Source organism: Roseibium sp. TrichSKD4 (assembly GCF_000148725.1).
GTDB lineage: Bacteria > Pseudomonadota > Alphaproteobacteria > Rhizobiales > Stappiaceae > Roseibium.
On record NZ_GL476311.1, the window covers coordinates 380,582 to 397,321 of the forward strand.

A 16,740-nucleotide genomic window follows, 5' to 3' on the forward strand; every position below is an offset into this window, starting at 1 on the left:
TCTACCGCCCACCATGTTCCTGATCGTGAGATTGATCATGGGAAGGCACAATGCCCTGCTGATCCATTTTCACAACTTCCCGGATATTTTGATCAGTCTGTCTGGTAATCTGATCGCGGTAATATTGTTCGCGTTCACTTACCATTCGCTCAGCGGAGTTGCTGATTTCGTCATAGACAACTTGTTTAGCTTGAGGATCAGACGGGATCGGTTGCGGCGATGAGAAGTAGTCCTGCATCAACCGGTCTTTTTCTTTCAGCACACGAAACTCGTGGCTGCGTTCCTGATTTCTGGTCTCAGTTTGGAGACGGCTTTCCTCAAGCTTTAGAAGATCGTTGACGGTTTTTTGAGCTTCGGGGGATGCTTTGGCGATGTCTGCGCCAAGCTTTGCATCCTGATTGAAGCGAGCCTCAATTTTGGCAGTTCCATCAAGCCCTTGGCGCTTGAAGTTGGCATCCTGTTTCTGGAATTTGGTATCATTCTTGTCAGACATGAAATGGCTCCATTCATTTGAAGAGAAAGGATTTGAGATGCTTGATGAGAAAAACCAAACGGGTGCATCCCGTGATAACCCGAATGATCAATTGAAAGAGGAGGTCCTGGATCACCTTGCCAACTGGCGGCAGAATTGTGATCTGGAAGGACAGGATTTTGGGGGTGTGGTGTTATCTGCTGTATTGCAACACATTCATCAGACAGATGGTGTTGAGAGCCGTATTCAGTTCAGCCAATATCTGGCGGGAAACGCCCATGACACACTGCTGGATATTGTTGATGCTCTGAGACGGGATGCGAAATCCAATAAACGGCTGCATTAGTGCATGCGTGGCTGAAGTGGAGACCGCTTTGTCTTCCGAACACCCGATTTACGTCCCGCCCAACGAGCGGGACATAAAAATTCGCGGGTCAACCTTTAAGCTGCTCCAGTTCTTCCAGAACACTTGCGTGTTTGTGGAGAAGGTCGAAATAAAGATGTTTCCAGTACCCGGCGGTCTTTCGAGGTGCTGGCAAAATGACTTCAACGAGAGGGGTGTTCTTGCCAGTTTTCTTTACGTGGAGTGCAGCAGCTTCTCGCGCCAGTTCCCCCAAAGGGCACTTGGCGCAATGGCTTACGCCATTGCCTAAATCTATGATGTCTCCATGAGCGCCGTGGCATTCCCCGCCACAGATCAATCGTTTTTTTGCTGCTTTTCGGTTGGCGCTTTCCTCAAAGCCATGCGAGGAATTTGTGTGATGATCATTGTTCTTCATGCGCTGTCTCCATCGAATGTGTGATGGGAAAACGCTCTCAAATCCAATCTGGGTAAATCGAGCCTCCGAAACCGGGTAGAAAACCCTAATATATGGGTAATTAATTGAATTAATTACGTAAAGTACAATATTTTTGCGCCCGGCGGAGTAAAATGATATATTAATGAGGTGAATTTAAATCGTAACGAGACTGAACTGGAAGCTCTTGAGCTTCGCGTAAAAATCGAAATTGACCCAAAATCAAATCAGGTTGTTTCAGAGCGTTACCTATTGGGCGAGCTCCTTCATCGACCCGGCGGATTGCCAGCCTTGATCAAATATGATCCGTTATCAGGCAAAACCATTCAAGAAGAGTATCGTGAATACGGCGAACTGCACCGAGTTGGTGGCCCAGCCCTCATTGAGATAAATTCACAATCTGATATTCGCTCCAGGGAAGTGTATTACATTCACGGTTCCATGCATCGTGATGGGGATCAAAATCCAGCATATATTGCGCGGCATCCAACAAAAGGGCATTCGATATCAAAATGGTATGTGTGGGATGGGCGATGGCATCGAGAAAATGGTCCCGCCAAAATATTCTATGACTATGAGACAGGCGTGGAAATCCAAAGTTCCTATTTCGTCAACGGCAAAGAGTTGCCCGAAAATAAAGTAAAACATACTGTTCAAGACGTAACGCCGTAACGTTTAGGTGCTTTCCAGCCCCAAGAAGTTGGCAACTTCGAGACGCTGATCTTTATGCACGCTACGTCATGGATTAAAACGATAATCAAATGGAAGTGCCATGCATTATGTGGATTTTTCCAGCGAAGTTGAGCCGTTCGTCATAGTTAAGAAGGATCAGTTCAGGAAAGAAATTTACCAGCAAATCCTCCATTTGAACATCAAGCCGAAGCAATATGACGATTTCTTTCGCTTTGACGACTATAAAACAAACCTTGATTGGGGCAGTGCAGGGTTAAAGAGCCTGGTCGACAATTTTCGGAGCAATAAAGGCGACATCAATAAGGCAATAGCCTTTTATTTCATGTTTCATCATGTCGAGCCTTATTTTCCTGCAGCCCGCAATCTTGATTTTTACCTGTTTGGTGATGGAGCTCATATCGGTTCCAAATTCTTCGACAAGGGCTTTGGAAATTTACCCAGCCAAAGAGCCCTTATGCAGGGCTCTTCAATAACGTCCAATCAGGAAAACCCTTCCTTCGCTAAGGACAATCTTCACCAAAGCGATTTAAGCGAACACAAGGAGGCCTCTGCCGCTACTGCCGAAGCGGGCAGGGGGAAGCGTTTTCGACTGCATAGGTTTTTCAAAGGCGTTTTTATTGCCTCGCCTTCATGGGTTTCAGCATTTATTGTTCTAATTGCCATCATCGGATCTTTTGCGGCCTTCAAGTCCCTCTCAAGAGTTTCGCCAAACGAGCTGGGTGACAGCAACGGCTTGTCCGAGAGAGTACAGCTCAAGATTGATGTGAAGGCCACAACTGTCCAGGTTGGCGATGACCTCAAATTTGCGATCTCATCAAACCGGAAGTGCGAAGTTCAGATATTCTATATTACATCTGAATTTGGTGTCCGATCATTTCCGCCCAAGCTGATTGGTGGGTCTTATTTAGAGCCCAATAAGGAAAGAAGCATACCGCGTTCCGGGTGGGGAACCGTTCAATTCACGAAACCTGGCAATGAGGAAGTGCTGGTTGTGATTTGTCGAGTTGGCGGTTTGCGCGGGGCCAGACTATCCGTGGAACGAGCCAAACAACTCTTGAACGAGTATCAGGCCATAACTTCAGCGGGCATGTCCCAATATCTGGTTGAGGGCACATATTTGGATATTGACCCTTCTAAGGACATCCAATTTCTGGAGCTTGATGATGAGGTGCAATCAGACCTTCTTGGAAGCATTGCTATCGAGACTGTACGCTTTAAAGTTTTGCCATGGCAAAAAGGCAGGGAATGATTACTCATGCTAAGAGGCTGGATTGATTTAGAGGCCGTTCGCAAGGCCATTTTGATCTCAACTATGATCCTGACCTTCCAGTTTCTTGCTGATCTGGCACATGCAGAGCGCCATGCGCTCGTTATCGGTAATGACGCCTATCTGAATGTCACACCACTCACACGTGCGGTTAAAGATGCTGAGGAAGTCACCAAAGCTCTTGAATTTTGGGAATTTGAGGTACTTTTTGAGAAAAATCTGACCCGTATTCAATTTTATCAGACGTTACAGAAGTTCGTTGATCGGGTGGAAACGGGTGATGAAGTTGTCTTTTTCTTTTCAGGGCATGGCGTTGGGATTGACCAGAAGAATTACCTTCTGCCAATCGATGTTCCCGATCTTGGTCACAAATACAGTCTTGCCCTTGAAGATGAAGCGCGGACCGTCTCCAGTATTTTAAAGCGCATTCGCGATAAGGGCACCCGCATCAATATTTTCATCATCGATGCGTGTCGGAACAATCCGTTTTCTTCTGAAGGATCAAAGGGTGGCAACTTGCCTTTTGGTTTGATCGGCAATGACCCACCGCACGGATCAGTGATTATTCATTCTGCTGCACCGGGTAAACTGGCCTATGAGAAAATCACTGGCAAAGATGATAACGACAAGAACTCCTTATTTGTTCGCTCACTCGTTCCCCTTTTAAAAAATCCCCAACTGTCAATTCTGGACATTGGGGAGTATGTCAAAGGCTTTACCAACTCCCATGCCAACGAAATGGGTTTAAGTCAGGTTCCGGAGGTGCGGAATCGTCTTTTGGGGCATTATTTTTTTAATCCCGATTTGGACCAAGAATATAGAAGCATCATCGCAAAAGGAAAAATTCCGGAATTCAGAGGCCCGACCATCGAAGAGTTTTCTGCTGCCAGCCGCAATATTGCACGCGCCCAGCCAAAGGCTACTGAGGAAACTGTTACACCAAAAAAGAGAATCAAGACCCCGGAGCAGCCCCTTGATCATTCGCCAACGTCAGACGATGTCAGCAAACTTCAAGCAACATTGATGAGTTTGGTTTATCCAAGATTGGCTATTGACGGGAAATATGGGCCAAAATCAGAAAAAGCACTTCAGCGCTATCTGGATGCTAGAAAGCTGACCGCCCTGAAATGGGCTGACAATCACTCAGAAATCTTGACTGATCTGGAAGCCAATCAGGATATCGTGGCCAAACTATTTCAAAAAGCACCACCAAAGACATCATCTCTGACTTCCGGCGCAAGCTCCAAATCCAGAAGGCCGACAAATAAATCATGTTCGTATTCAGGCTTCAGCTTGAACGGGAAACCAGTTTGCTGATCTGCTCAAATTCAAGGATTGTTGGTGCGATGGTAACAGGCTGGGCAAGAGGAGATTTCATGTTTCGGAGACTTTCACCTTTCAGAACAGGCGTTCAAATCCTCGCGGCAATCGTATTGCTCGTCACAAGTACTGTTTCTGATGCGCAAGCCAGAACCTTCAAACAGACCGTTGCATCGGGAAAAACAACTTTGGTGAATTGGCATCACCGCATTCGTCAAGACTGCAAAATCCAGCCAATCTCGCTCGATATTGTCAAACAACCCCAAAACGGTGTCGTCACCGCCAAATTGTCAAGAAGGAAACTGGACAGGAAAACGGCAGGAAACTTGCGACACTGTTATGGTAAAACAGCTGTGTTCATCGAGGTTTATTACAAGTCCAACAAGGGGTTTAAAGGCAAAGACAGCTTTAGTTACAAGAGGGTCAGCCCGCAAAGCAACGACAAGTGGAACCGCCATGTTGTGAAAATGAATATTACTGTCAAATGAGGCTATGACATTCTACCAATGTGGCTCACCTCAAAAAGGGTGCATCAAAGGGCAGGTGACAACAACAAAAAGTTGTGACGGAAGAGTGCGCATATTTGAAGAATATTGAGATCGATGCCGATTTGAAGGTTCAATGTTCCAGTTCGCGCTCATAAAAGGGGCTGGGTTTATTGTCTGGCCCGTGCCCGGATCTGGGGCCGTCTGAATGAGCATAAATTCGCAGATCCTGTCTGTGCCTTGTCATGGCGACATAGGAAAGATGCTGATCCATCGTGCGGGATTTGAGTACAAAAGCATGATCAACGGTTGCACCTTGAGATTTATGGACAGTGGTTGCATAGCCGTGATCGAAAGATGAAAACCGCTTTGTATCAAAGGTGACTGAGCGGGGTGATTTGGTGTTCTCTGCATTGTCCAACTGGACTGTGATTTTGTCACCATCAATTTCAGTGACCAGACCAAGCATACCGTTTTTGACATTGAGATCATAATCATTGCGTGTGATCAGGACCCGGTCGCCTTTGGCAAAGACGCGTTTGCCAAAATCCGTATCAAACACACGCTCATTTTCTAGCTCACCTGCCGAGTGCCGCGCGGAGCGAATGGCATTGTTGATCGCAAAAACATCCTGCCTACGATGGGCTAAAGCCATCCGGGATTTACCTTCGCCATGGAGTTCCCAGTCAATCATGTAATCTTCCACCAGAGCAGATATAGCATCATGCTCAGATTGGGCATGTTCTACCTTGCCCTGGTCTTCATAGGATTTGATGGCCTTTTCGGTCTCACCATGCGCCAGATCAAGCGTAGCGGCTTTTTGCCAAGCTGACTTTTGACGCCGGATTTCAGTGAGTTCTACAAAACCGGTTTTCCCTGCAATGTCCTTGAAGGGTGTTCCCGCTTGGATAGGTTGGAGTTGTTCAGGATCACCAACCAGAACAAGTTTAGCTTTTTGCGCCCGCACATGTTTGGCAATTCGTGCTAATTGCGCGGTCCCAACCATACCGGCTTCATCAATGACAAGAATGTCTCCGGCTTTAAGGTGGTTGTTGCCATTTTTCCAACCATGCTCCCAGGAATGCAAGGTTCGGCTGGCAATGCCAGAAGATGATTGTAAGCTATCTGCAGCCTTGCCCGCCAAAGCCCCACCGATAACGCGATAGCCTTGGCGTTCCCACGCATCCCGCGCCGCGTTGAGCATCGTCGATTTACCCGCACCCGCCAGACCAACAACACAAGCGATTTGCCTGCGATTGAGCACATGCTCAATTGCGGCACATTGTTCATCACTGAGATTTACGCCAGCCATTTTTTGCAATTGCTTATTCTGTCTATTGACACCCGCCTGCATATGCTTGCGTTCCACTCCATAGGCTTTGTTCGATGAAAGGAATGAAGCCGTATCCATCAATTGCCTGTCTTGTTGCTGATAGCTCCGCGTTGTGAATCTGAGATCGGTTTCTGCTTTTCCGTTCACGAGGATCAATTCTGACGAAGCCAGGGCGCTGTCAACAGCACAGCGAAGCTGTTCAGGACCGCAAATATATTCAGACAATTTGCGAAGGATATCATTGCGTGAGAATTCAGCGTGGGTTTCACAGAGCAAGCGCAGCACATAATCAGGTGATCGCTCAATCTGGGACTTGTGAAATGCAAAATTAGGGTCAGCGAGGCGTTTGAATTCGTCCTTTGCAACGGGTGAATAAACCAATGGCTGGATCGAATTGCGTTGGCGTTTTAATTCGGCGATCTGTGAGCGGAGCTTCCGCAGTTCCAAGCGCTGCTCTTCACTCTGGTATTGGCGTTCTGCCGTAAATTGATCTTCGAGCACCTGAAGTGCTTCTTGACGTGCTCGCAGCAGTTTCTTGCGATTGCCAACTGCCCATTGCCATAAACGACGAAGTGGAGATTGAGACCGCTTAAATGTCTCGATTTCCTCTTTCCGCTGTTTTTGCTGCTGCTCTCGTAAATCAACACGGGCTTTTCTGTGAGATTGGATCAGATCATTTTTGGCCGCTTCCAGATCAGTAATTTGCTGATCAAGATGAATGATGAGAGGATCAGGCTTTGCTGATACGTTTTTGAATTCCGAGAATGGCGAAACATCATTATTCCGAGGCGCATTTTCAGAGTTTAACCGCGACAGAGCCTCTTCTATCGAAGGCAAAAGCTCAGGATCGCCCAGACGCAGTTTCAAGAGTTTTGGCTTTACATTCAGCCAACGACTTAGGGAATAAATCTTGCCGTCCTTGTCGATGGCGACGAAGCCCCGGCGGTCCCCGCGGCAGAGCTGAAAGTCATACTCCTTCAATGCCGCTTCAAAGGAGGCTTTGTTATCAGATTTCGCCCAGCATTCCTTCAAGACGGCCTTGATTTCTTGCGGGCAGCGCTTGGCGCGCTTGGCAACCTGATATTCTTCCAGGGAATAATTGAGGGGATCGGAGAGTTTGCGGTCAACGTGGCCTTGAGGTAACTCCCAACCATGTTGCAAAAACAACTCCCGTGACAAATCACAGAGCCGGTCCTTGAAGAAGGATAGATTAATCGCTGTCATTGAACCCGCATGAATGCGTGACACGACCAAATGAGCATGACGTCTTGCATGCTTTTCATGAAAAATCACGACGTGAGGCTGGTCTGCCAGCCCCAAACGCTTCATGGCCTGTGCAATAGCTACCTCAAAATCGGCATTGCTGACATTTGCTTCTTCTGGCGGTGATAAGGACAATGAGAACAAATATTGCTTACAATTGGTCGCCTGAGCAGCTGCCCTGATTTCCTGGAAAGCGCCAGCGACATCATTGGAAATAAATCCATTGATGGCATGCACTTCAATATGGTCATTGTCATCAGCGTTCGTGAGGTGAGCAGCCAACGCTGCATCACCTCCACGCTGGGAAGCTTTCAAGATCATAGGCGTTTCATTGGGTGGTTGAGTTTAACGTCGGAGGCCCAGAGCCTTCAGAAGATCTGAACGCAATAAGCTGAGTTCAGCTTGAACTGCATTCAAAGAACCCATCAGTTCAGGGGAGGCGTCGATCAGACCTGATTGCAGCGCCGACAGAAGATCATTCAAAGTGCTGAATGCATCCCGCTGACCCAATTGAGTCAAAATCTGCACCAGCAATTTTTGACGGTTTAACGGCGATAGGCGATCATTGTGACATTGAGTGGCAGCGATCTCGGCTCTATTGACCGAAAACAATTGCCGTCTCACATATTCGCTAACTGAAAGACCACCAGCGGCACTTTTGAGTTCACAGAGTTCCTCTTCTGTGAATCTGATGCTGATAGGTTTTGTGAGCGCTGAGCGTTTTTGACCCCGCGCTGTCTCGATATTGATTTCCATGATTTCCGTTACGAATTCGCGGCAAGTTCACACGCGTCTGCAAACTGTTGCCAAGTTGAAGAAATATGGAAAAATCTGATAAGTCAGACGCACAAATCTCATCAAGGTGATGGTGGTTTTTGCCCCAAACTGGTGCCCTTTAACACCTTTTCCCAACGTGAAAGTTCATCAAAAACCTCTTCAAACCGGTTCGAACTTTCTCCGAAGGAGCGCACCATCATTTTTTCAGACAAAGAACAATAACCTATATATTTCGCGCACATACGGCGAGTTATGTAGGTTGTTGCATTCGGAACATTCCATAAACAAACATAGCTTTTTGACATTGCGTTACGAACAAATTACGAATTCGTCGTATGGCAACATTCAAGAAATTAGCATCAGGAAAGTGGCAGGCGCAGGTTGCTCGTAAGGGGATTCGTAAATCCGCGAGCTTTGCGACAAAGCGCGAAGCGCAGGACTGGGCTGCACGGCAAGAATTTTTAGCAACAAATGTTGAAACGTCAAAGTCGAATTTGACGCTCGGCGACGTCTTTGATCGCTATGCGAAGGAGGAGTCGCCGAAACGGCGCGGGGAACGTTGGGAGGCAATCCGGCTTACAAGTCTCGGGCAGTATCCGATTGCATCAAAATTGATTTCCGATCTGAAGCCGCAGGACTTGGCCGAGTGGCGAGACAGTCGTCTGAAGGAAGTATCAGCCGGAACGGTACGGCGGGAAATGGTGCTTATGTCTTCGGTGCTGACAACCGCTCGTAAGGAATGGGGTTTACTCTCTAGCAATCCCATGTCGGATATTCGTAAGCCAAGCTCTCCTCCTGCCAGAGACCGGCGTGTTTCCGATGGTGAAATTGAAAGACTAATGACTGCGGCCGGGACGGATCTGTTACAGGCGACTGCCAGGGCAGTACATGCTTTTCGATTTGCAATTGAGACGGCGATGAGAGCGGGTGAGGTTGTCGGCCTGACAGAGGATAGTGTCGACCGAAAGTCGCGCGTAGCTTCTCTGCCAATTACCAAGAATGGTACAGCTCGACAGGTTCCACTGTCCTCAAGGGCGCTGGCGCTCTTGGAAGAGTTGCCGGACAGTGATGTTGGGGTATTTGGTCTAAACAGTCGGCAGATTGATGTCCTGTTTAGGAAAGCAAGGGACAAGGCGGGTATTGAAGACCTGCGGTTTCATGACAGCCGTCACGAGGCGATAACTCGCCTGTCGAAGAAGCTGGATGTTCTAAGTCTGGCTCGCATGGTCGGTCACAAGGATATCCGAATGCTGCAGATTTACTACAATGAAACTGCTGAGGAACTCGCTCAGCGTTTGGATTGATCGAGGACAGTTTCCCGGCTGAGCAGCAGTTTCTTTCCATCCCTACGCGTATCGAAATAACCGCGCTTTACCTTATGGCGGATTGTGGCCTCGCTCAGGCGCAGGAGCTTGGCAGTTTCCTTGACCGTAAACCACTCCGGCAATTCGGATTTCTTTTGAGCTTCAATTGCTCGGATAAGGGAATCGACTTTCTCTTCCATCCGCTCCATGAATTGTTTGATTTCGCCAACGTCTTCGGCCGTCGCTATTTCAATAGCCATGACTAGATTACTCCAATTCACCGGGTTCTGTCGCAAACTTCTCGAAGGCTTCGCGGTCGCCAGCGCAGCATCTGAACTCCAGTCTGACCGGACCAATGAGCATTTGCCCATGATTTCCATAATGCTCGTACACAATTGAAGCAGGTCCGATTTTCATGCCGGGAAATGAGAAGTGGACCATGGCTTGCTGTACGACAATTGGGCGCGATATCGGTACGTACACATGATGCCGGTGGGATCCGAAATCGAATTCAGTTCCGGGGAACCGATTGCGTAACCGATCCTTCATCATGTCCAGAAAGCCTTCGCCAAAAGCCTTTCTGGCGGCGTTGCCAGCCATGCTGTTTCTGCGGCAGTGGTGGCAACAGTAGATTCTCGACGGCTCAAAGCCGACAACTCCATCCGCGCTTAGTCCGGTCTCTTCGAGGTTATCTTCATCGACAGTCATTCCGCATCCGTGGCATTCGAAGTGCCAGCCATCAGCTATGAGCAACCTCGCTGGCACGCCAGTCTGTTCGAATTTGTCGTATTGCTTGGCCCTGTTCACGTGCAACCCGGAGAAATCTCCGCCATTGAAGGCATTCGCACCAAACCTGCGCGCTTCGACGTTTGATTTCGCGTATATGATGCCACCCGTGTACTCTTGCGTTTCCTGAACTATGAATGCCTTATTCATCGCCTTGGAATCTTTCTGACTGATTGCGCGGATCGCCGAAGATACGGCGCATCTCGCATTGGTAGTTGCCCTGGTATTCCCAAGGTGTAGCAGTTGCCTTCCCTTCGGAAATCAACTCATCGACCGCTGATATCTCGGCGCTGTCGGCCCACTCTTCTTGTATGAGTGTGCGCCCTTGGCTTAGGCCGATTTCCAACTCTTCTTTGGTCATGGGGGGGGCTCACTTGCCACCTGTTCTATCTCTGTGTTCTCTTTGTTCTCGTATTTTGGAGCGCATTTAATGCAAGTTGTAAGATGTTACTGAATATGAAGAATTTCGATTCACCTTCGTAGAAATCATCTGTCGGGCCTTCCTGAATACGGATTGATACCGAGTGCGTTGCGGATTTCATCTTGCATTTCGCGCCTCGCGTTTTTCTCTCGCCAACGTACGAGCGGAGTAATCCAAAGCGGCAGCAGGTATACGTCAACCGATAGATCATCATGCACGTGTTGGATGGCCCACTGGCCATAGTCCATGTGCTTGCCGCCGCAGCTAAAGCCCCAATTCTTCGGCATGCCGTGCGACTCTAACTTCATATCCTTGAAGTCGGGCAGCTCTGACAGTTCTTTCACTCTGGTTTCCATCTACCGGCTCTTTCTTATCACTGCTGAGGTCCAAGCGGATCGTACTCGCTAGTCCAGTTGATATTCCACGCTTCCATGACGTGTGGCGGCTGGCCTTCAACCGTCAAAAGCTCATGCATAAGTTCGGCGCAAATGAAGGCCATCGCCGCGGCCTGATCCTTGAAGGAAATAAGGCTGGAGTTTTGGCCTTTACCTTCGCGCTCGTCGATTACATCCCATTGGCTGGGCCCGCCGCGAAGACGGAACAACCGCCCGTGCTCGCGGGAGGAAACATCCCAATGCCCGAAGTTGCGACGGTAAACAGAAAATCCCTTAATCATCATGGCGGCCTTTCTTCTTCAATTTGTGTGCCGGGCTCCCACCGGCTGCGTCACCCCTCCGGGCTTCTCTGATGGTTCCACTAGTTCAACCCAACAAGACTGCTGCTGCGTCCGCCTGCCCGACCCGGATTGCGTCACCTGCAATGCAGGGCCGTGGTACCCCCCGGCGAGGATAGCTTGGGCCCAAACGGGCCATTCCGCGTCTTTCGTTGAGGTGGCGGGGCGCTAGTGCGTCCCGTCCTTTCCTGAAAACAGGCCTTTGACGTAGTTGATCGGGTTGGCCTTACCCGCAGCACCGCGCAGGTACCAACCAAGCGCGATGCCACTGATCAAAATGAGGAAAGAGAACACGATCAGGCGTCGTAGTTCGCCGGGTTCAAGCCGAGCTTGGCGGCGATCTTCTCAAGGACCGCCTTTTCTTCAGGCTCGATCTGGCCGTCGCTTTCGGAGATGTCGAGCGCTGTCAGATAAACCGTTTCCGCCATATCAGCGTCATTGGCGATGTCATTGATTTCGCCATAAAGCCCCATACGGCCAGCACGGCCCTTGGTCCGTTCGAACATATTCTCCAGGGTTTGCTCGATCTGACGGGAGGGAAACGCCCCTGCCAAATTCGGATTGGAGGAAATGCCTTGGATTGTCGCCTTGATTTCCGCGTCCTCAATCTCGCCATCGGCGGCGGCGACAAGTGCGGCTGCTGCACATACCGCTTCCAGAAAGTCCGTCTTGCCCTTGAACCGGTTCATCGATCCTTCGAGCTTTTGTTTCAATTTCCCAAGCATGTTAGCTTCCTTAGGTTGGTGATGGCCGATCATGGCCGTTGCCCCCTGTCCATGGTTTAGCGGTCGTGGGCAGGGGGATTTGATTAGGAGGCGACGGGTTCTGAGTGATACTCAGAGACAGTCCGGATCCTGCGCTTTTCCCAGCATCTCAGAGCGTGCGCGCTCCGTTCGGAATGAGCATCGTGCATGGCCTTCTCTGACAGCCAGACGCAGTAGTTTTTGCGGGTGAGACACCGGTCTTTCGCGCAGACTCTTTCGAAGCGAATATAACCGCTTTCCGACCATCTGGCCGCTGTTTGCATGTCGTCGCTGTTCATGTGTTGCGTATCCAGCAACCCGCCATGATCAACAAAGGCGCATTCGAAAAACAGCAATAGGGAACGTTCATCTCGGGTCATTTCATGCTCCGTTCAGTAGGTGCTTACGACCTAGCCACAATTCGGATGCTTGCAGCGTTGTGGGTGGCGTTGGCGACGGCGCGAATATCTTTGGCGAGTTTCTGATCACCGCTATCCTCAGCTGAGAGGGCTTCCTGTTCCATGTCTCCTAGGAAGTCCCTGATGTACTTGGAAACGCGCTTTCGATTTGTGAGGTTAAGCTCAGTCACTGTGCTTCTCCGATTTCGAAATCAACCAGACCCTTGGTGCGGGCGAGGCGCATGGCTTCGCTTGTGTTTCGCACTTTCCACCATTCGCCGGTTTTGCAGCATGAGAGGATGAGGCGGGCGTCATGCATGGGTCCGATCCCTTTGGCTCTTGCGTTTGGTTCTGAAACTCAGGCTTGAGAAAGGGACCGGTGCCCGGTGTTAAAACGGGAAATCAGGCGGCTTCCAGCGCATCCTCAGACCACCAGCTTTCGATGCCGCGACCGTCCGCGGACTTGTAACGAACGTGGTATTGGTCTCTTGCGTCCAAATGTTCGGCGCGGCCGGTGACAATGCCTGTTTCACCGGAGATGGAAATCTTGACCTCATCGTTCAGTTCAAATTTGAAGTTGTTCATTTCAAAGTCCTTTCTTTACAGGGGCGATCAGCGCATCAATTTCATTTCTTGATTGATGTGCGTGATTTGGGGATCACAATTCCGGTTGGTCAGATGCCGCGTTCGATGATGAAAACCAGCGCCATCAGGCAAACCAAATAGGCCGTTGCCGGATTTCGGTATTGGCGTTGTGGGCTGCAGCCCAAATAGACAGGCCGGTTCAAAAGAGCGTCGAGAAACTCAGTCATGCGGCGATCCTTGTGATTTGCTCCAAAGGTCGGCGCGTCATGGACAAGGTGTGTCCCACCTTGCGTTCCAGTCTGACAACTTCCCTGTAGAGGCTCGGATTGAGAGTAGCTGCTGTTTTCAGATCAGCTTCACTTGCCATGATGCAGAAGCAGCATGAGTAGCGGGTCATGCCTGCAAAGTACGGCCATGCCGGTGACTGGCCTGCATCTCTTATGGTGGAGTAGACCTGAACCTCTGTCAGATCATGGATAGGTAGCCAATCGTACCATTCTCGGCCCGCCTTGGAGTTTCGGGCATTGAAGCGAAACTTCTCGGCTTTGGCGCGGTTATGGCTTTCCTGCGCCCGCATACCCATGCAGTTGACGACAAGCCCGCGATAGTGAGGGTTTGCCTTGAGGTGTCGACGGATTTCACGCTCAATCGGCCCGCGCTTCAAATCACTGGTGCATTGGCGCTGCTGAGGCGAAGGCCACATGCCGCGCTCTTCCACCATCTGGAGCAATGTGCGGCGAGCCTTGGCAACGACCAGCGGCAATCCAAAGGATGTACGTTTGATGTGCTCTTGACTGCCAGCCCATTCGACCTTCCCGAGATCAGCATGGATGATCAGAAGCTGATCGTCGGGAACACCAAACTCGCGTAGCTTGATCAACATCGCCTGACTGTCTTTTCCGCCAGAATGATTGACCACGAATAAAGCGCCCTGGCTGATCAGCTGAATGATCTGAAGTGAAACCGGGAGCGCAGAACTTCCCTGCAACACGTCGCGTGGGCAAGTCATGATTTTGCCTCGCGCATTGCGGTGGAAAGTGCCGCCATGCCGGGAGGTGTGGCATGGCGGCAAGGGGCAGCTCGTGTGTCCTCATCAGCCCGGGAGGAAAGGAAGGCTGTTTCAGAAGTCGAGCTGCAAGGTTCTTCGGACCTGAGTGGCAGGCCGAAAGGATGCGTGCCAGCTGCCTGAGGTTTTTGCATCGCCAAAGCGATCAGCACGAACAGCAAAATCAATACAACCAATGTGATCACGAAAGCTGCCGCACCAGCGGATAGCGGGTAGAATACGGTGTCCATTTCGGCTCCTTTTCCGGTGCACGGCGTGGGCTTCGTCATCAGACGTAATCGTATAAAAACAATACGAAACGTATCATGTCAATACAAAATGTCCCAAATGTAGGCGCTGCAGTGGCGTCTCTGTTATTGAATTTGGAGGGTTGAAATTATGATTAGTAGTATTTTTGAACCAAACGTGCTGCAGCTATCGCGAGCAATAACAACGCTCTCCGATAGGTTATTGGAGCTGGGGCTCGCGGATGTCGTTATATCAAACGAAGTAAATGACTTAGAGATTGCGGCCCGTGAGTCGGGAAAAGCCAACCAAGTGGGGCAACACTTCAATAAGTCACTTAATACACTCCCACCCAACAGTGTGCTATGGGCTGGTGTTTATGATGTCGATGGTAATTGTGTTGGTACAGTTGCGGCAAAATACTTGGATGTACGAGGGAAGAGTCTGGAGAGGCATCTGGTTGAATACTTGGAGAGGGTGTTTAAATCGGAGAACGGTGAGCAAGTATCGTTAAATCGAGGTTCTATATCTTTCCTAGAATTGGTGGAAGGTCCGTTTGTTTATGTGGGCGAGGGGCATGTTAAGAAAGAATGGCGGGGCAAGAATATTCTCGGGCTTTTGCAAAGGCTGCTGATTCTAGCTGCTTACTCACGCTGGCAGCCAAATTTACTCTATGGATTTATGCGCCCAGAAAAGATCAGAGGTAGTTACCACACAAAGTGGGGTTACACATTGGCGCGCCCTAGTGGATTCAATTGGAGGAGCGGGCCAGCCGAGAAGGACTGGTTTGACCCATATTTCGTCGGGGTAGGGACTGAGGGGATTTGCCGTTTGGTTTGGGATCCGTTAGGCGAGGATGCGTTCCGACGTCGTGAGAATAACTAAGTAAAAACGGAGCACCAAGACTTGTCTGAAATGGCAAAATCAATCTCTGATAACGTAGTTTGAGGTCGGTGGTCTGGGAGTGTTGTAGGCTGGTCGAAACTAGTTCAAATGTTGGCCGGTTTGTCTGCAGGGTGCGTTTGTATCCTTGCTCAATAAGGTTGATATACTGTTTGTTTAAAGTAGAAACCGCGCTTTCAGGCTGCTCCGCCCACTCGTTTCCCAGTAGTTGAGCCGCAAGTGATTGTTCACCACACAGCAACATTTCTGGTTTGCTGGCAGTCGTCATGCTTCCATCGAAAATCAGTAGTAATGGCGCTAAGGAAATTAACTCATCACAGAGAATGCCGTTGTTGGCATACCAAACCTCAAGAAGCCTTCTCGCTTCTTCATCAGCCCCACCGGACAAAACGTCGGTGATATTCAATTCTTGGACAAAGTTTTTTGTCATTGTTTACGAGCGGCATTATGGAGCGCAGCTGAAACAATGGGGTCAAGCCAATTGTAAAATCTATCTATTTGATGAACTTTGAGCTCTCTTGGATTGGAGTGCCCGTAGAATCTGATGCAAATGATAACTGCGAAAATGTAACATCCTGAAATCTCGGCGGCGTCGAGCAAGTCGTGCAGCTGCTCATGTCTATTAAGCGCACGCTCGCCCACATACAGGTGCTTGTATTTCAAGTAATGCGGGCAATTGTCCATAATCTACTATCCCAAACATACGATGCGTGAGGTATGCGAGCCAGATTACGCAGCGTGAGCGTGAAATTGTCGTGAAATTTAACTGGAGCCTTTTTTATTGGCCAATTTTTCCGCGTAGATCATCCAATGCATTTTAGAAAATTTGATCCTTGGTCCAGGGCCGCCCAGATACTCTTCTTCTAGCTCCTTTGCCTCTCTATATGCTTCCATAAATAGTTCTTCGTCTTCGATCCCGCTCTCAAGTAATTGGGCGGTAAAGGTAGAGTCCTTCGTAGGGCGCGTTCCAAAAATAAGCCAAGTGACGTCAACCGAGAATCTTCTGGCATATTTTGCCGCTATTTCCTCGTTAAAATCCCGGTTGCCATTCTCATGCGAGATGTAAGTCGACAGGTTCACGCCTAGGGATTCTGCCGCGGCTGTTGCCGAGGCGAAACCTGCATCTTTCCTCGCTTTTCTCAATCGATCATTTTTGTCCATGAATACGC

The 16,740-nt window shown here is 49.4% G+C and carries 26 protein-coding genes; 6 read left to right on the forward strand and 20 right to left on the reverse strand.

Annotated features, from left to right (window positions below; translation table 11 throughout):
- Position 1: 1 nt before the first annotated feature.
- Positions 2–493: a hypothetical protein gene (locus tag TRICHSKD4_RS10380; RefSeq protein WP_009759142.1), complete on the reverse strand. Its 492-nt coding sequence runs from the start codon at positions 491–493 to the stop codon at positions 2–4.
- 37 nt (positions 494–530) lie between these two features.
- Here TRICHSKD4_RS10380 and TRICHSKD4_RS10385 point away from each other — a divergent pair, with 37 nt between their 5' ends.
- Positions 531–818 (forward strand): hypothetical protein, encoded by a 288-nt coding sequence (locus tag TRICHSKD4_RS10385; protein WP_168157008.1) that lies wholly within the window; start codon positions 531–533, stop codon positions 816–818.
- Between the two features lie 88 nt (positions 819–906).
- On the opposite strand, the gene TRICHSKD4_RS10390 is transcribed toward TRICHSKD4_RS10385, so the two are convergent.
- The gene (locus TRICHSKD4_RS10390; protein ID WP_009759144.1) at positions 907–1,251 is read right to left on the reverse strand and encodes a hypothetical protein; all 345 of its coding nucleotides are present in this window, start codon (positions 1,249–1,251) and stop codon (positions 907–909) included.
- Positions 1,252–1,419: 168 nt separating this feature from the next.
- On the opposite strand from TRICHSKD4_RS10390, the gene TRICHSKD4_RS10395 reads away from it, so the two are divergent.
- The 4 genes from TRICHSKD4_RS10395 to TRICHSKD4_RS10410 all read left to right on the forward strand — a co-directional run bounded on the left by TRICHSKD4_RS10395 (position 1,420) and on the right by TRICHSKD4_RS10410 (position 5,037).
- Positions 1,420–1,941 (forward strand): hypothetical protein, encoded by a 522-nt coding sequence (locus TRICHSKD4_RS10395; protein WP_009759145.1) that lies wholly within the window; start codon positions 1,420–1,422, stop codon positions 1,939–1,941.
- A gap of 100 nt (positions 1,942–2,041) precedes the next feature.
- Positions 2,042–3,211 (forward strand): DUF4384 domain-containing protein, encoded by a 1,170-nt coding sequence (locus tag TRICHSKD4_RS10400; RefSeq protein ID WP_009759146.1) that lies wholly within the window; start codon positions 2,042–2,044, stop codon positions 3,209–3,211.
- Between the two features lie 6 nt (positions 3,212–3,217).
- Entirely contained in the window at positions 3,218–4,546 is a 1,329-nt protein-coding gene (locus TRICHSKD4_RS28100; protein WP_009759147.1) for a caspase family protein, read from the forward strand.
- Entirely contained in the window at positions 4,540–5,037 is a 498-nt protein-coding gene (locus tag TRICHSKD4_RS10410) for a hypothetical protein (protein ID WP_208993059.1), read from the forward strand. The genes TRICHSKD4_RS28100 and TRICHSKD4_RS10410 overlap by 7 nt, the downstream gene beginning before the upstream one ends.
- A 130-nt stretch (positions 5,038–5,167) precedes the next feature.
- On the opposite strand, the gene TRICHSKD4_RS28105 is transcribed toward TRICHSKD4_RS10410, so the two are convergent.
- A complete protein-coding gene (locus TRICHSKD4_RS28105; protein ID WP_009759149.1) occupies positions 5,168–7,951 on the reverse strand; it encodes an AAA family ATPase in 2,784 nt (927 codons plus the stop codon).
- Positions 7,952–7,975: 24 nt separating this feature from the next.
- Complete coding sequence (locus tag TRICHSKD4_RS30205; protein ID WP_009759150.1) at positions 7,976–8,386, reverse strand: hypothetical protein; 411 nt, start codon at positions 8,384–8,386, stop codon at positions 7,976–7,978.
- A 356-nt stretch (positions 8,387–8,742) separates the two neighbouring features.
- On the opposite strand from TRICHSKD4_RS30205, the gene TRICHSKD4_RS10430 reads away from it, so the two are divergent.
- Positions 8,743–9,711, forward strand: coding sequence for a site-specific integrase (locus TRICHSKD4_RS10430; protein ID WP_009759152.1), 969 nt, complete (start codon positions 8,743–8,745; stop codon positions 9,709–9,711).
- Here the strand turns inward: TRICHSKD4_RS10430 and TRICHSKD4_RS10435 are convergent.
- The 16 genes from TRICHSKD4_RS10435 to TRICHSKD4_RS28110 form a co-directional block, all read right to left on the reverse strand.
- Positions 9,696–9,971 carry a helix-turn-helix domain-containing protein gene (locus tag TRICHSKD4_RS10435; protein ID WP_009759153.1) on the reverse strand — a complete coding sequence of 92 codons (276 nt, stop codon included), beginning with the start codon at positions 9,969–9,971 and terminating at the stop codon, positions 9,696–9,698. The genes TRICHSKD4_RS10430 and TRICHSKD4_RS10435 overlap by 16 nt on opposite strands.
- A gap of 7 nt (positions 9,972–9,978) precedes the next feature.
- A complete protein-coding gene (locus TRICHSKD4_RS10440; RefSeq protein ID WP_040616636.1) occupies positions 9,979–10,647 on the reverse strand; it encodes a hypothetical protein in 669 nt (222 codons plus the stop codon).
- On the reverse strand, positions 10,640–10,858 hold the full coding sequence (locus TRICHSKD4_RS10445; protein WP_009759156.1) for a hypothetical protein: 219 nt from the start codon (positions 10,856–10,858) through the stop codon (positions 10,640–10,642). The genes TRICHSKD4_RS10440 and TRICHSKD4_RS10445 overlap by 8 nt, the downstream gene beginning before the upstream one ends.
- A gap of 125 nt (positions 10,859–10,983) precedes the next feature.
- Positions 10,984–11,262, reverse strand: coding sequence for a hypothetical protein (locus tag TRICHSKD4_RS10450; protein ID WP_009466292.1), 279 nt, complete (start codon positions 11,260–11,262; stop codon positions 10,984–10,986).
- Between the two features lie 29 nt (positions 11,263–11,291).
- The gene (locus tag TRICHSKD4_RS10455; RefSeq protein WP_009466291.1) at positions 11,292–11,597 is read right to left on the reverse strand and encodes a hypothetical protein; all 306 of its coding nucleotides are present in this window, start codon (positions 11,595–11,597) and stop codon (positions 11,292–11,294) included.
- 222 nt (positions 11,598–11,819) lie between these two features.
- On the reverse strand, positions 11,820–11,945 hold the full coding sequence (locus tag TRICHSKD4_RS31660) for a hypothetical protein (protein WP_009466289.1): 126 nt from the start codon (positions 11,943–11,945) through the stop codon (positions 11,820–11,822).
- Positions 11,946–11,947: 2 nt separating this feature from the next.
- Complete coding sequence (locus TRICHSKD4_RS10460; protein WP_009466288.1) at positions 11,948–12,376, reverse strand: tellurite resistance TerB family protein; 429 nt, start codon at positions 12,374–12,376, stop codon at positions 11,948–11,950.
- An 83-nt stretch (positions 12,377–12,459) separates the two neighbouring features.
- The gene (locus tag TRICHSKD4_RS10465; protein ID WP_009466287.1) at positions 12,460–12,774 is read right to left on the reverse strand and encodes a hypothetical protein; all 315 of its coding nucleotides are present in this window, start codon (positions 12,772–12,774) and stop codon (positions 12,460–12,462) included.
- Positions 12,775–12,797: 23 nt separating this feature from the next.
- Entirely contained in the window at positions 12,798–12,983 is a 186-nt protein-coding gene (locus tag TRICHSKD4_RS10470) for a hypothetical protein (protein WP_009759157.1), read from the reverse strand.
- Positions 12,980–13,111: a hypothetical protein gene (locus TRICHSKD4_RS32015; RefSeq protein WP_009759158.1), complete on the reverse strand. Its 132-nt coding sequence runs from the start codon at positions 13,109–13,111 to the stop codon at positions 12,980–12,982. The genes TRICHSKD4_RS10470 and TRICHSKD4_RS32015 overlap by 4 nt, the downstream gene beginning before the upstream one ends.
- 83 nt (positions 13,112–13,194) lie before the next feature.
- Positions 13,195–13,377 carry a hypothetical protein gene (locus TRICHSKD4_RS10475; RefSeq protein ID WP_009759159.1) on the reverse strand — a complete coding sequence of 61 codons (183 nt, stop codon included), beginning with the start codon at positions 13,375–13,377 and terminating at the stop codon, positions 13,195–13,197.
- 89 nt (positions 13,378–13,466) lie between these two features.
- Entirely contained in the window at positions 13,467–13,604 is a 138-nt protein-coding gene (locus TRICHSKD4_RS30710) for a hypothetical protein (protein ID WP_009759160.1), read from the reverse strand.
- Positions 13,601–14,386: a phosphoadenosine phosphosulfate reductase family protein gene (locus TRICHSKD4_RS10480; protein ID WP_009759161.1), complete on the reverse strand. Its 786-nt coding sequence runs from the start codon at positions 14,384–14,386 to the stop codon at positions 13,601–13,603. The genes TRICHSKD4_RS30710 and TRICHSKD4_RS10480 overlap by 4 nt, the downstream gene beginning before the upstream one ends.
- Positions 14,383–14,673: a hypothetical protein gene (locus tag TRICHSKD4_RS10485; protein ID WP_009759162.1), complete on the reverse strand. Its 291-nt coding sequence runs from the start codon at positions 14,671–14,673 to the stop codon at positions 14,383–14,385. Before TRICHSKD4_RS10485 ends, TRICHSKD4_RS10480 begins: the two co-directional genes overlap by 4 nt.
- Before the next feature lie 746 nt (positions 14,674–15,419).
- The gene (locus TRICHSKD4_RS30210; RefSeq protein WP_139052052.1) at positions 15,420–16,001 is read right to left on the reverse strand and encodes a hypothetical protein; all 582 of its coding nucleotides are present in this window, start codon (positions 15,999–16,001) and stop codon (positions 15,420–15,422) included.
- 332 nt (positions 16,002–16,333) lie between these two features.
- Positions 16,334–16,732 (reverse strand): helix-turn-helix domain-containing protein, encoded by a 399-nt coding sequence (locus tag TRICHSKD4_RS28110; protein ID WP_050763391.1) that lies wholly within the window; start codon positions 16,730–16,732, stop codon positions 16,334–16,336.
- Between the last annotated feature and the right edge of the window lie 8 nt (positions 16,733–16,740).